Origin of the sequence: Streptomyces sp. TLI_105 (genome assembly GCF_900105415.1) — a bacterium.
Classification (GTDB): domain Bacteria; phylum Actinomycetota; class Actinomycetes; order Streptomycetales; family Streptomycetaceae; genus Streptomyces.
Window position 1 is genome coordinate 1,715,918 of record NZ_FNSM01000001.1, and the last position, 13,242, is coordinate 1,729,159.

The 13,242-nt window shown below is 73.7% G+C and carries 11 protein-coding genes; 4 read left to right on the top strand and 7 right to left on the bottom strand.

What is annotated here, in order from left to right; translation table 11 throughout:
- Nucleotides 1–85 precede the first annotated feature (85 nt).
- Nucleotides 86–406 (bottom strand): DUF5955 family protein, encoded by a 321-nt coding sequence (locus BLW86_RS07915; protein WP_093873360.1) that lies wholly within the window; start codon nucleotides 404–406, stop codon nucleotides 86–88.
- Nucleotides 407–592: 186 nt separating this feature from the next.
- Here BLW86_RS07915 and BLW86_RS07920 point away from each other — a divergent pair, with 186 nt between their 5' ends.
- The 3 genes from BLW86_RS07920 to BLW86_RS07930 all read left to right on the top strand — a co-directional run bounded on the left by BLW86_RS07920 (nucleotide 593) and on the right by BLW86_RS07930 (nucleotide 4,437).
- Nucleotides 593–1,207 (top strand): nucleotidyltransferase family protein, encoded by a 615-nt coding sequence (locus tag BLW86_RS07920; RefSeq protein WP_093878559.1) that lies wholly within the window; start codon nucleotides 593–595, stop codon nucleotides 1,205–1,207.
- 225 nt (nucleotides 1,208–1,432) lie between these two features.
- Nucleotides 1,433–3,055 carry a malate synthase A gene (aceB, locus tag BLW86_RS07925; RefSeq protein ID WP_093873361.1) on the top strand — a complete coding sequence of 541 codons (1,623 nt, stop codon included), beginning with the start codon at nucleotides 1,433–1,435 and terminating at the stop codon, nucleotides 3,053–3,055.
- Between the two features lie 236 nt (nucleotides 3,056–3,291).
- On the top strand, nucleotides 3,292–4,437 hold the full coding sequence (locus tag BLW86_RS07930; protein WP_093873362.1) for a GDSL-type esterase/lipase family protein: 1,146 nt from the start codon (nucleotides 3,292–3,294) through the stop codon (nucleotides 4,435–4,437).
- An 18-nt stretch (nucleotides 4,438–4,455) separates the two neighbouring features.
- On the opposite strand, the gene BLW86_RS07935 is transcribed toward BLW86_RS07930, so the two are convergent.
- The 3 genes from BLW86_RS07935 to BLW86_RS07945 form a co-directional block, all read right to left on the bottom strand.
- Nucleotides 4,456–6,243, bottom strand: coding sequence for a hypothetical protein (locus tag BLW86_RS07935; protein ID WP_093873363.1), 1,788 nt, complete (start codon nucleotides 6,241–6,243; stop codon nucleotides 4,456–4,458).
- Between the two features lie 51 nt (nucleotides 6,244–6,294).
- A complete protein-coding gene (locus BLW86_RS07940; RefSeq protein ID WP_093873364.1) occupies nucleotides 6,295–7,410 on the bottom strand; it encodes a beta family protein in 1,116 nt (371 codons plus the stop codon).
- 98 nt (nucleotides 7,411–7,508) lie between these two features.
- Nucleotides 7,509–8,480 carry a fibronectin type III domain-containing protein gene (locus tag BLW86_RS07945; RefSeq protein WP_093873365.1) on the bottom strand — a complete coding sequence of 324 codons (972 nt, stop codon included), beginning with the start codon at nucleotides 8,478–8,480 and terminating at the stop codon, nucleotides 7,509–7,511.
- 132 nt (nucleotides 8,481–8,612) lie between these two features.
- Between BLW86_RS07945 and BLW86_RS07950 the strand changes: the two genes are divergently transcribed.
- Nucleotides 8,613–9,341, top strand: coding sequence for a hypothetical protein (locus tag BLW86_RS07950; protein WP_093873366.1), 729 nt, complete (start codon nucleotides 8,613–8,615; stop codon nucleotides 9,339–9,341).
- A gap of 25 nt (nucleotides 9,342–9,366) precedes the next feature.
- On the opposite strand, the gene BLW86_RS07955 is transcribed toward BLW86_RS07950, so the two are convergent.
- The 3 genes from BLW86_RS07955 to BLW86_RS07965 all read right to left on the bottom strand — a co-directional run bounded on the left by BLW86_RS07955 (nucleotide 9,367) and on the right by BLW86_RS07965 (nucleotide 13,226).
- Entirely contained in the window at nucleotides 9,367–10,038 is a 672-nt protein-coding gene (locus BLW86_RS07955) for an aspartate/glutamate racemase family protein (protein WP_093873367.1), read from the bottom strand.
- Between the two features lie 59 nt (nucleotides 10,039–10,097).
- Nucleotides 10,098–11,546: a nucleobase:cation symporter-2 family protein gene (locus BLW86_RS07960; protein WP_177181599.1), complete on the bottom strand. Its 1,449-nt coding sequence runs from the start codon at nucleotides 11,544–11,546 to the stop codon at nucleotides 10,098–10,100.
- Between the two features lie 291 nt (nucleotides 11,547–11,837).
- Nucleotides 11,838–13,226, bottom strand: coding sequence for an 8-oxoguanine deaminase (locus BLW86_RS07965; RefSeq protein WP_093873369.1), 1,389 nt, complete (start codon nucleotides 13,224–13,226; stop codon nucleotides 11,838–11,840).
- Nucleotides 13,227–13,242 lie beyond the last annotated feature (16 nt).

Here is a 13,242-nt window from a genome sequence, read left to right on the forward strand (position 1 = left end):
TACGCGGTCGACCCGGCCAGCCGTACGCGGTCGACCCGGCCAGCCGTACGCGGTCGACCCGGCCAGCCGTACGCGGTCGACCCGGCTAGCCGTTCGGGGTCGGCGGCGGGCCGAAGAGTTCCACCGCGTGCCGGACCCCGGCGAGGCCCTCGGCGAGGGCGCTGACGGAGCCGACGGAGCCCGCGACGAGCAGCAGCGAGCGGCGCAGCCGCCGTACCTCGGGGTCGCCGCTGAGCGCCATGGCGTCAAGGGCGGCGAGTTCGTCCTCGGCGATCTCCCGGTCGGCGAAATCGACCCGGTGTGCGGCCAGTTCGCGCCGGAGCCGGGACACGGCGGCCCGCAGTTCGGCCACCCTGGGGTCCACGCCCTCGCCGGTCACTCGCCTCTGCCCCACGCTTCGCAACACGGTTCTCCCCCTCGCACCACACTGTGCGCAGAACTCCACTCCGAACACTCCGAGCCGACCCCCCGGTCGGCGGCCGGGCGCCCTGAGTCGCGGGCCAGTTAACTCCTTCGCCACCCCGGCGCGCCACCCTTGGTGGACGGAATTCAGGCGACCGTGTGATTCCGCCTCATGAGGTATGCAGTCCTCATGACAGCTGCAGAGGATCGAAGCCCCGTCGTCGCCGGACTGCTGCTCGCCGCGGGGGGCGGCAGGCGTCTCGGAGGGCGGCCGAAGGCCTTGCTCACGCACCGGGGGCGACCGCTGGTCGAGCATGCCGTGGGGGTGCTGCGCGGGGCCGGCTGCGAGGTGGTGCACGTGGTGCTGGGGGCCTCGGCCGAGGTCGTACGGGAGCGGGCGGAGCTGCCCGGGTGCGTGCTGGTGGACAACCCGGAGTGGGCGGAGGGGATGGGTTCCTCGCTGCGGGCCGGGCTCGCCTCGCTGGCCGCCGACCCGCGCGGTGTGGACGGGGCGCTCGTCCTCCTCGTCGACCAGCCGGGGATCGGGGCGCAGGCCGTGGCCCGGGTGCGGGCGGCGTACGGCTCGCGGGATTCGCTGGCGGCCGCCTCGTACGACGGGGAGCGGGGCCATCCGGTGCTGTTCGGGGCCGGGCACTGGGCGGGGATCGCGGAGACGGCGGTGGGCGACCGGGGTGCGCGGGACTATCTGGCGGCGCACCGGGATGCGATCACCCCGGTGGACTGTTCGGATGTGGCCGAGCCCTACGACATCGACACGGAGGCGGATCTGTCCCACCTGGAGTGAACGGCTTGGCACCGAGCGCCATGTTCTGTCGATCCGGAGAATCTCGACATCAACAAACCATTGAACTTCCACCATGAGGAAACTAGTATCCACTGTTCAGAAGCGCCTGCTCGTCCAGAAGGCGCTCGCGGCCGTATCTCGGCGCCTGCGGCACTCCGTGCCGTCCCGTACGCCCGGCGGCCGCCTGGCACCGCCCGTGAAGTCCGCTGAAGGAAGTGACAGTTCATGTCCGCACCAGCGCCGTCCCCCCTGGCCGTCGTCGATGCCGAGCCCCTCCCGCGTCAGGAGGAGGTGCTCACCGAGGCCGCCCTGGCCTTCGTCGCCGAACTGCACCGGCGGTTCACCCCGCGCCGGGACGAGCTCCTCGCCCGCCGAGCGGAGCGCCGCGCCGAGATCGCCCGTACGTCCACCCTGGACTTCCTTCCGGAGACCGCCGCGATCCGCGCCGACGACTCCTGGAAGGTCGCGCCGGCCCCGGCGGCCCTGAACGACCGCCGCGTCGAGATCACCGGCCCGACCGACCGCAAGATGACGATCAACGCGCTCAACTCCGGCGCGAAGGTCTGGCTCGCCGACTTCGAGGACGCCTCGGCGCCGACCTGGGAGAACGTCGTCCTCGGCCAGGTCAACCTGATCGACGCGTACACCCGGAAGATCGACTTCACGGACCCGCGCTCGGGCAAGTCGTACGCCCTGAAGCCCGCCGACGAGCTCGCCACCGTCGTCATGCGGCCGCGCGGCTGGCACCTGGAGGAGCGTCACCTCACCTTCGACGGACGCCCGGTGCCCGGCGCGCTCGTCGACTTCGGCCTGTACTTCTTCCACAACGCCCAGCGTCTGATCGACCTCGGCAAGGGCCCGTACTTCTACCTCCCGAAGACGGAGTCGCACCTGGAGGCCCGCCTCTGGAACGACATCTTCGTCTTCGCGCAGGACTACGTCGGCATCCCGCGGGGCACCGTCCGCGCCACGGTCCTCATCGAGACCATCACGGCCGCGTACGAGATGGAGGAGATCCTCTACGAGCTCCGCGACCACGCCGCCGGCCTGAACGCGGGCCGCTGGGACTACCTCTTCTCCATCGTCAAGAACTTCCGTGACGGCGGAGCCAAGTTCGTCCTGCCGGACCGCAACGCGGTCACGATGACCGCCCCGTTCATGCGCGCGTACACCGAACTCCTGGTGCGCACCTGCCACAAGCGCGGCGCGCACGCGATCGGCGGCATGGCGGCGTTCATCCCGTCCCGCAAGGACGCCGAGGTCAACAAGGTCGCCTTCGAGAAGGTCAAGGCCGACAAGGACCGCGAGGCCGGCGACGGCTTCGACGGCTCCTGGGTCGCCCACCCCGACCTGGTCCCGATCGCGATGGCCTCCTTCGACGCGGTCCTGGGCGACAAGCCCCACCAGAAGGACCGCCTTCGCGAGGACGTCTCCGTCGCGCCCGGCGACCTCATCGCCATCGACTCGCTCGACGCCAAGCCCACCTACGAGGGGCTGGTCAGCGCCGTGCAGGTCGGCACGCGCTACATCGAGGCGTGGCTGCGCGGCCTCGGCGCCGTCGCCATCTTCAACCTGATGGAGGACGCGGCCACCGCCGAGATCTCCCGCTCCCAGATCTGGCAGTGGATCAACGCGGGCGTGGTCTTCGAGAACGGCGAGAAGGCCACCCCCGAGCTGGCCCGCAAGGTCGCCGCGCAGGAGCTCGACGCCATCCGCGCCGAGATCGGCGAGGAGGCCTTCGCGGCCGGCAAGTGGCAGCAGGCGCACGACCTGCTCCTGCACGTCTCGCTCGACGCGGACTACGCGGACTTCCTCACCCTTCCCGCGTACGAGCAGCTGGTCGGCTGACGCAGGAACATCGGCCGACCGCACAGCGGCCGCACACCTCCTGAACAGGGCTCCGTCCCCGGTGACGCACATCGCCGGGGACGGGGCCCTGTGCCGTCCCCGGTTGCGGCACAGGTGACGTGACGGAACCGAGATATGCAGCTACCTAGCGGTAACAAGCCACGCCGTGCGAGATTCCGCCATGCCACCGGCCGGCGGCTGTCCCCCACGTCACTGCGTACCGCAGGAGCACAGCCATGCCTTCGTCCCCCCACCGTGCGCTGCGCGCACTCCTGGCACTGTGTACCGCCGCCGGGCTCGCCTCGCTCACCGCCCCCGCCGCCCACGCCTCCCCCGGCTCCGGCCCCACCGCCGTCGTCGCCATGGGCGACAGCTACATCTCCGGCGAGGCCGGCCGCTGGCTCGGCAACAGCCTCACCAACTCCGGCAGCCGCAACGGCACCGACCGCGCCTGGACGGGCAGCACCTACGACCCGTCCAAGGTGTACGGCGCCACCGCCGGCGGCTGCCACCGCTCGGACGTCTCCGAGGTGAGGAGCGCCGGTCCGATCGCGAGCTCGCTGATCAACCTCGCCTGCTCCGGGGCGACCACGGACAACGTCTTCCGCGCCTCGCAGGGCGGCCAGGCCTTCAAGGGCGAGGCGCCCCAGGCCGATCAGCTGGCGGCCGTGGCCGCCGCGAACGACGTCAAGCTGATCGCCCTGTCCATCGGCGGCAACGACCTCGGCTTCGGCGACATCATCAGCACCTGCGCGACCGACTACATCGTCTGGTACTCGTACTGCCACGACGACCAGCAGGCCGCCGTCGACGCGAAGATCGACGGCGTGATGGCCGACGTCGGCCGGTCCGTCGACGAGATCCGGGCGGTCATGTCGGCCGCCGGCTACGCCGCCGCCGACTACCGGATCGTCCTCCAGTCGTACCCCTCCCCCATCCCCCGCGCCGCCGAGAACCGGTACGCGGAGAGCGGCTGGGCCCGCACCAACACCGGCGGCTGCCCGTTCTGGGACGCCGACTCCGACTGGGCCCGCGACTCGCTGGTCCCCCAGATCGCCAACCGTCTCAAGGGCGTCGCCACGGCCAAGGGCGTGCAGTTCCTGGACCTGCGGGACATGCTCCAGGGCCGTGAGGTCTGCGCGAAGGCGAGCAAGCAGGTCACGTCGACCGTGCCTCCGTCGGCGGCGACGAGCGAGTGGGCGCGCTGGATCGACAGCCAGAGCACGCAGGGCCTCGTCCAGGAGTCGATGCACCCCAACGCCTACGGCCAGCAGGCCCTCGGCCGCTGCCTGGCCCTGATCAACGCCCGCCCGACGGGGAACCAGAGCTGCCGGAACACGGCGGGGACGGGGGCGTCGGGGATGTACCTCACGGCGGGCTGACGCTCGTCACGGGCATGGTCACGGGAGCGTGATGCCGAGCGGGCGGAGGACCCGCTCGGTCTCGTGGCGGTCCGCCGCGGCCATCGCGCGGACCAGGGCGGCGGAACCGCCGGGCCAGGCGGCCGCCGCCCTGTCGAAGGCGGCGCGGCGGGACTCCAGGGGGCCCTTCTTGGCCGGCAGCCCGTCGAGGACGTGCAGGGCCCGGGCCGAGGCCCGCACCTGGATCGGGTCCGCCGGCTCGCCCCGCTCGCGCAGGGCTTCCAGGGCGTACGCGCCGATGACCGGGTCGCGGAGGGCGCGGCGCAGGGCCTCCGGCGGCGCCCCGGCCGTGTCCAGTACGGCGAAGAGGCCGCGGGTGGTGGCCGCGTCGGAGGTCCCGGCGTGGACGGTGCCGAGGGCGGCGAGCAGCTCGGACCAGGCGTCCACGGTGTCCACGCGCGCGTGGAGCCAGTCGGCGAGTACGCGCGCGGCGACGGAGGCCGGCCAGCCCCCGGCGGCGGCGACCACCTCCGGCGCGGTCCAGGCGGCGGCCTCGGCGGCGTCGGGCGCGGTGACCCCGCGCACCGCGAGCAGATAGCGCACGGCGCCCGCCCCGCGCGGGGTGAGACCGAAGGCGTCGCCGCGGCGGAAGACCAGGCCGGTGGCGGCGAGGCGGTCGAGGACCGCGGCGAGGTCGCGGGCCGCTCCTTCGAGCCGGGCCCGGTCGGCCTCGGTCAGCTCGACCGTGCCGAGGAGCCGTACGAGCTCCGGCAGGGGCGGGGCGGTGTACTCCTCGGGCGCCGCGTCCGGCACCGGCACCGGCAGGTCCTCCAGGGCCGGGTCCACGGTCCAGTCCTCGTACTCGGCGGCCTTGCGGGCGACGGACTCGGCGGCACAACCACGCTGGTAGACCACGTACAGCAGGTGCGGCGCCTCGCCCCCGTAGGGTTCGAACTCCTCCTCCGCGAGCTCCTCGACGGCGGCGATGAGACCGTCGGCGTCCTCCTCGACGGGCCCGGCCTCGATCGCGGGCGGCGGGGGCACGGGGGCCGCGGGGTCCCCGTGGTAGTCGAGGTGCTCGTCCAGCAGGGCGTCGGCGAGGACGAGGTGGGGGAAGGCCTCGGGCCCCGGCGCGAACCGCGCGTACGGCCCGGCGAGCTGTTCGGCGAGCCCGGCGGCGGTCCACCGGTCCTGGAGCGCGGCGGCGAGCCGCCCGATGCCGGTCGCGACGGCGTGGTCGGTGAGCAGCGGCCCGGCGGCCGGGGGTGCTTCGGCGTCCCGCACGTACGCGCGCGTGAGCGCCTCGGCGAGCAGGACGTCGGCGAGGGCGGTCCGCCCCATGAGGTGGGCGCGGCGCACCCCGTCGGGGAGCGGCGCCCCGTCGAGGGCGGCGAGCCGGCGCCGTACGTCCTCGGGGTCGGTGAGGTCGGCGCCGCAGGTCCGCAGGAGCGAGGCGTACCAGCGGTGCCAGGTGAGGTTGCCGGGGTCGTTCATGGCGCGTTCGAAGTCGGGCGCGGACTCGGCGACGACCTCGGCGATCCGCTCGCGCCGCCCTCCGTCGAACCGTGCCGCGAGGGCCCCGAGGACGGCCGGGTAGGCGGCGAGCTGTCCGGGCGGGGCGTACACGAAGGTCGGCAGGTCCTCCACCAGGAGCTGCCGCACGAGGCCGGGCGTCGGCTCGGGCAGCCCCGTCGCCCGGTCGGCGCCGCGCAGGGCGAGCAGTCCCAGGACCGCTTCGGCGGCCCGCGCGAACGCGGGGTCACGATGCTCGGGCGCTCCGTCGAGGAAGCCGTCGAGCCCGGTGTTGGTGAGAACGGTCTCGGCCACGCTTCCCAGGGTAATTCCGGGGAGCCGGTTCCGGCGGGCAAGGAGCACCGGTCAGGAGTGTCGCCGCAGGCCGCGGACGACCTGGGCCATGTGCTGGATGTGGCCGGTGCCCAGCCAGACGGCGGGGGTGCCCGCTCCCCTGCTTCCGTTTCCTTCGGCGCAGCCGACGAGCCGGCGTTCGCCTTCGCTGAACCCGGCTCCCCGGAAGTCCTCCGCGTGGACGATCTCCCGGACCAGCGCGCGGACGGCGTCCGCGTGACCGGAACCCTGAGTGGGCACGCGTCCCAGGAGGAAGGTGCGGTCGGTGGTGTAGCGCACGATGCCCCAGGGCGAACCCCCGCCCGCCTCGCTCGGCCGGTCGACCCCTCCGGTGTGGTCGGCCCCGTAGTCGCCGTACGTGACGCGTACGCCCGGCCGTTCGGGTCCGTCGGCGAGCATGTGCCACAGGTCCCAGTCGAATCGCTGGGCCTCCGCGAGCGGGGCTCCGTAGCCCTCGGGGAACGTGCGGGGGAAGGAACCGGCGAGCACGGCGACCGTCCGCCACGGGTGGAGGGGGCCGAGGAGAGCGAGGGCGCGCAGGGCCCACTTCTCTGCCGGGTGGTGCTCGTCGACGACGCCGCCCAGGTCGAGCAGGAGGTCCACCGGGCAGCCGGCGAACGCGATCCGTGCGAGGAGCCCGCGGATCTCGTCCCGGAGCGGCTCGTCGGGGAGGGCGTGCAGGAACACCCGGACGCCCAGCCCGTTTCCGCTCGCGCGGGCGGCCTCGGCGCTGGCCGTCTGCTGCCGGACGTCCCGCTCGAAGCCCGTGACCGGCCGGAGCGGGGTGCCGGCCAGGCCTTGCCGGAACTCCGTGACGAGGTGCCGGGGTTCGTCCTCCGCGTGGAAGGCGTCCACCCAGGCCGGCAGTCCGCGCTGTACACCGACCAGCCTGCGCAGGGCGGTCCGCAGGTGGCGGGCGAGTGCGGACGGGTCCGGGTCGAGCGGGCGGTACGGACGACGGCCCAGGGTGCGGGCGCCGCCGGTCCGGGGCGGGACGCTCCAGAGCGGGGCCACGCCCGCGCGTACGCCGGGAGCCAGCCGGTCGTACGCGGCGAGCGCGCTCGGCCGGGCGGGCAGGGCGGGTACGTAGAGCGGCTCGGACGGCGGTACGGACAACGGCTCGGTCATCGGCGCCCCCCCCCAGCGACCCGTCGCTTTCCCTGGTCGCAGGGTGAGGGACCGTCAGGATGCGCGAAAGGGCGCGATTCCGGCCAAGATCCGGGAGTTCAGCGGACCACCACGGTCCTCGGCGCCGAGAAGTCGCCCCAGGTGCCGTCCGGGAGCCGGGCGCGGAGGGTGACGGTGTGGCGGGTGCCCGGGGGGTCCTGGACCAGGAAGGTGTAGGTGGCGCGGCCCGGGGGCGGGGTGGTGCCCCAGATGATGGTGGTGGCGAAGCGGCCGTCGAGGTGGAGTTCGTGGTGGGTGACGGGGGCGCCCGTCTCCGGTGGGGTCCAGGTGAGGGTGATCTCGCCCCCGGCGGCCGTCGCGGTGAGGTCCCTGGGGGCGGTGTTCGGCGGGGCGCCCGGGGAGGGGGCGGTGGTGAGGTCGGCCGGGGCGCTGTCCGGGGAGGAGTTCTCGGCGGCGTCGCGGGCGCGGACGGTGAACGCGTAGGCGGTGCCGGGGCGCAGGCCGGTGAGGTGGGCGGTGGTGGCGGTGCCGGGGACGGTGTGGACGCGGGTGTCGGCCTGGTAGACGTCGTACGCGGTGACCCTGGTGTCGTCGCGGGCCGGCGACCAGCGCAGGGTGGCGGCGCGGCTGCCGTCGGCGGTGACGTGGAGGGCGGTCGGGGTGGTGGGCGGCGTGCGGTCCTCGGGGGCAGCGGGAAGGGTGGTGGCCGTGACGCCGGCGCTGGGGGGCGAGACGTTGCCGGCGGCGTCGCGGGCGCGGACGGTGAAGCGGTGACGGGTGGCGGGGGCGAGGCCGACGACGTCGGTCATCAGGGTGGTGGCGGGGAGGTCCTTGACCTTGCGGCCGTCGCGGTAGACGGCGTATCCGACGACGGCGCGGTCGTCGGTGGCCGCGCTCCACATGACGTGGACGGTGCTCGCGCTGCCCGCGGTGGCGGTGACTCCGGCGGGGACGGTGGGTGCCCGGGTGTCCTTCGGCGCGGGGGCGGCGACGGTGGAGCAGGCGGAGAGGGCGAGGGCCGCGGTGAGCGCCAGGGCGGTCGACAGGCTTGCGGCGAGCGGTCGTTGCACGGGCCGGCCTCCGTCCGTCGAAAAGGTCCAGACCTATATCGCACAGTCCGCGCCGGGTCGGCAAGGGGGGCGTTGTCAGTGGGGTGCGCTTCACTGGAATCGTTACGCTCCGTAGTCGACCCAGGGGGAATCATGACGGACCGTACGACCTATGTGACGCTCGCCGGAGTGCGCCGGCGCGGCTGGACCGACGCCATGGTGCGGGACCTGCTCGGCACGCCGGATGTGCAGGGGCGCGATCCCCGTCGCTGGTCCCTCGCGCCCGTGCGGCTCTATCTGCTGGCCCGGGTGGAGGCGGTGGAGCGGACGCCCGAGTTCGCCGAGACGGCCGCGCTCTGCCGGGCCCGGGCCTCGGCCACCGGGATCCACGCGGAGCGGCGGCGGGCCGCCGTCCTGGCCGCGATCCGCGCGGAGCCGATCGAGGTGCCCCTGCTGCCCCGGCCCGAGCTGGAGCGGCGGGCCGTGCGGCACCGGCATCTGCTGGGGGCGCGAAGTCCCGGGCCACGGCGGGAGGGGTCATCGGCCGGGGCGGCGGCACCCGGTCCCGGGCGTGGATCCGCACCCGGGACCGGATCCGCATCCGCATCCGCGCCCCCATCTGGATCCGCACCCGCGCCCGCGCCCGCGTCCGGATCTGCACCCGCGCCCGTGCCCGCGCCTTCCGGGGCGCTCGTGCGGTGGCAGGTGAGCTATCTGCGGCACGCCCTGTCGCGGTACGAGTCGCTGCTCGACGGTCTGTACGGCGAGATCGGGCGCGGCGAGGCGGAGCGGCTGCTGAGGCGGCGGTTGTACGAGGCGATCGCCGCCGCCTACCCCTCGCTGGCCGGTGAGTGCCGGCGGCGGATCGCGGTGGAGCGGTGAGCGGGGTGTGTCCGCCCGCGGCCCGTCAGCCCGTCGGCCTTCGGGCCGTCAGCAGGCGGGTGATCGCGCGGCAGGCCGCCGGGACCGGGGCCACGACGCGGACCGCGCAGCGGGCGTGGAGCTCCTCGGCGGCCTCGCCGAGCGGTCCGCCGCCGATGACGACGGCGCGGGCCCCGTCTCGTTCGGCGCAGGCGCGGACGGCGCGTTCAAGCCGGTCGAGGAGGAGCACCGGGTCGGCGGAGAGGCGCTCGGGGGCGCCGGCGGTGAGCCGGAGGCCGGTGTACCGGTCGGCGAGGCCGAGGGCGGTCACGCGCGCGTGGATGGCGTCGGCGAGGAGCGGGGTGGTGGTGGCGATCCCGAAGGGCGTTCCTTCGGCGGCCGCTTCCAGGAGCGCCGCCTCGCCGAGGCCGACCACCGGGACCCCGGCCGGGGCGGCCGCCTCGCGCAGCCGCGCGAGGCCCGGGTCTCCGAAGGCGGCGACGAGGAGGGCGGCGCAGTCGCCCTCGGCCGTGGCGCGGAGGCCCGCGGCGAGGACCTCGGGCGCGGCGGCCCGCAGGGCCTCCGGGTCGGTGAGCATGCGCGGGCCCCGGGCGACGGTCACGCCCCGGACGGGTCGGGCGGGGCCGAGGGCGCGCCGGGCGATGGCGGTCATCATCGCGGTCGTGGCGGTGGAGGTGTTGGGGTTGACCAGCACCACGGCCCCGGGCCCCGCGGCGTGCGCGGGGACCGGGGCGGGCAGTGGGACGAGGAGCGGGTTCAGTGGGCGTGCGCCGCCTTCGCGGTGTGGCTGCCGGAGATCTCCTCGCCGGGCTCCATGGGCGCGGTCACCTCGTCGGCGTCGCGGCCCCGGCCCAGGTGGTTGAAGACCACGTTGAGGAGGACGGCGGCCACGCAGCCGGTCGAGATGCCGGAGTCCAGGATGATCTGCGCGGTCTCCGGGAAGGCGTGGTAGAAATCCGGCTTCGTGATCGGGATGATGCCGACGGCCAGCGACACGGCCACGATCAGCACGTTGTTGTCCTTCTCCAGGCCGGCCTTGACCAGGGTCTGGATGCCGCTGGCGGCGACCGAGCCGAAGAGGACGACGCCCGCGCCGCCGAGGACCGGCCGGGGCACGACCGAGATGAGCGACGCGGCGACCGGCGAGAGCCCCATGAGGACCAGGAAGCCACCGCCGCAGGCGACGACGAAGCGGCTGCGGATCCTGGTCATGGCGACCAGGCCGATGTTCTGTGCGAAGGCGCTGCACATGAAGCCGTTGAAGAGCGGGCTGAGCGCGGAGCCGAGGGTGTCGGCGCGCAGTCCGGCCGCGATGGTCTTCTCGTCGGCGGGCCGCTCGACGATCTCGCCGAGCGCCAGCATGTCGGCGGTCGACTCGGTCATGGAGACGAGCATGACCACGCACATGGAGATGATCGCGGCGAGGGCGAACTGCGGGGCGCCGAAGTGGAAGGGGCTCGGGAAGCCGACGATGTCGGCCTCCTTCACCGGGCTGAAGTCGGTGACCCCGAAGGGTATGGCGATGAGCGTGCCGAGGACGAGGCCGACCAGGACCGCGACCTGCTTGAGGAAGCCGCGGGTGAAGCGGCGCAGCAGCAGGACCACGACGAGCGTGATGCCGGCGAGCGAGAGGTAGGTGGTCGAGCCGTAGTCCTCGGCCTTGGGGTTGGGCCCCTGGGCCCAGCCGAACGCGACCGGGAGGAGGGAGACACCGATGAGGGTGATCACGGTGCCGGTGACGACCGGCGGGAAGAACCGCACGAGCCGGGAGAAGAAGGGGGCGGCGGCGAAGCCGAGGAGTCCGGCGACGATGATCGCGCCGAAGATCACGGGAAGCGCGTCGGCCTTGTTCTCTGTGGTGTCGACGATCGCCAGCATCGGCGCGACACCGGCGAAGGTGACGCCGTTGACGAACGGCAGCCGGGCGCCGATCTTCCAGACGCCGAGCGTCTGCAGGAAGGTGGCGAGGCCGGCGGTGAAGAGGCTGGCTCCGGTGAGGAAGGTGAGCTCGGTGCCGGAGAGGCCGACGGCCGCTCCGACGATCAGGGGCGGGGCGACGACGCCCGCGTACATGGCGGCGACGTGCTGGAGGCCGCTGGTGAGCATCTTGAGTGGGGGCAACGTCTCGTCGACCGGATGCTTCTCGCGGTCTTCGGGGGCGGAGCCTGCGTCTGGTGCATTGCGAACCTGGGGCTTGGCGGCCACGGCGGTTCCTCCGGTCGGTTACACGTCGGCGGCGACGAGGGGTTCAGGGAGGTGGTGCGATGCGGTGCGAAGTGCAGGAGGTGCGGCTCGTTGCGGGGTGGAGCGGTACCGCGGAGGGGTGCGGTGCGGGGACGGGTGCCCGGTGTGGGGGTGCGGGCACGCTTCACCGTCCCGGGTGGTGCCGTACGACTTGTGCGTACGGCACCACCCGGTCGGGCTGCCGCGGACCCCGCTCGGGTCCGCGGCGACCGGCCGAGGGCCGTCCCCCTCGGTCGGACTCCATGGGGAGGGTCAGCTCTGGGCCGTGATCCGGGCCAGGCGCTGCGCCTCCGCGCGCGCGTCGCGCGCGATCTGCTCCTCGTCGGCGAACAGGAGTCGGTTGTTCTCGACGATCTGCTTGCCGTTGACGAAGGAGGCGGTGACCGGGGCCGCCGCGCCGAAGACGATGGCGGTGACCGGGTCGGCGATCGAGGAGTGGCCGAGGCCGTCGATCTTCCAGAGGACGAAGTCGGCGAGCTTGCCGGCCTCCAGCGAGCCGATGTTGTCGGCGCGGCCGAGGACCTGGGCGCCGCCGTAGGTGCCGAGGCGCAGGGCCTGGCGGGCGTTGAGCGCGGCCTCGCGGTGGGCGCCGAGGCGGTTGATGAGGAGCGCGTTGCGCAGCTCGGTGTGGAGCTCGCCGGACTCGTTGGAGGCCGTGCCGTCGACGCCGAGGCCGACGGGGACGCCCGCCTTGAGCATGTCCGGTACGCGGGCGATGCCGGCGGCGAGGCGCGCGTTGGAGGACGGGCAGTGCGCCACACCGGTCTTGGTGCGGGCGAAGGCCTCGATGTCGGAGTCGTTCATGTGGACGCAGTGCGCCATCCACACGTCCTCGCCGAGGAAGCCGGTCGACTCGAAGTAGTCCGTCGGGCCCATGCCGAAGAGCTCGTGGCAGAACTTCTCCTCCTCCACGGTCTCCGAGCCGTGGGTGTGCATGCGCACGCCGAGGCGGCGGCCGAGCGCGGCGCCCTCGCGGAGCAGCTCGGTGGAGATGGAGAAGGGCGAGCAGGGGGCGACGGCGACCTGGGTCATCGCGTCGAAGGAGGCGTCGTGGTACTTCCGCACCGTCTCCTCGGTCGCGGCGAGCGCGCCCTCGGTGGTCTCGACGGCGAAGTCCGGCGGCAGGCCGCCGTCCTTCTCGCTGCGGTCCATGGAGCCGCGGGCCAGGGTGAAGCGGACGCCCATGTCGGAGGCGGCGCCGATGATGGCGCCGGACAGGTCGCCGGAGCCCTGCGGGTAGACGTAGTGGTGGTCCATGGCCGTGGTGACACCGCCGCGGGCCATCATCGCCAGGGAGCCCTGCGCGGCGACGCGGACCATCGACTCGTCGATCCGGGACCACGTCGGGTAGAGCGCGACCAGCCAGTCGAAGAGGTTGTGGTCGGTGGCCAGGCCCCGGGTGATCCACTGGTAGAAGTGGTGGTGGGTGTTGACCAGACCGGGCGTCACCAGATGACCGGTGGCGTCGATCCGGCGGACCACGTTCTCCAGGCCCTCGGGCGCCTTGCCGGCGCCGATGGACTCGATCTTGTTGTCGGCGACGACGAGGTACCCGGAGGCGTACTCGGTGTCGTTCGCGTCCACGGTCGCGATCGCCGCGTTCTCGATGACGATGCGCTGGGCTGCCGAAGGTGCTGCCATGGCGGTGCTTCCTTCA

What these genes read in the sequence shown, in the direction of transcription:
- BLW86_RS07920 (WP_093878559.1), top strand. Translation starts at nt 593, where the DNA reads ATGACAGCTGCAGAGGATCGAAGCCCCGTCGTCGCCGGACTGCTGCTC.
- BLW86_RS07930 (WP_093873362.1), top strand. Translation starts at nt 3,292, where the DNA reads ATGCCTTCGTCCCCCCACCGTGCGCTGCGCGCACTCCTGGCACTGTGT.
- BLW86_RS07965 (WP_093873369.1), bottom strand. Translation starts at nt 13,226, where the DNA reads ATGGCAGCACCTTCGGCAGCCCAGCGCATCGTCATCGAGAACGCGGCG.
- BLW86_RS07950 (WP_093873366.1), top strand. Translation starts at nt 8,613, where the DNA reads ATGACGGACCGTACGACCTATGTGACGCTCGCCGGAGTGCGCCGGCGC.
- BLW86_RS07940 (WP_093873364.1), bottom strand. Translation starts at nt 7,410, where the DNA reads ATGACCGAGCCGTTGTCCGTACCGCCGTCCGAGCCGCTCTACGTACCC.
- aceB (WP_093873361.1), top strand. Translation starts at nt 1,433, where the DNA reads ATGTCCGCACCAGCGCCGTCCCCCCTGGCCGTCGTCGATGCCGAGCCC.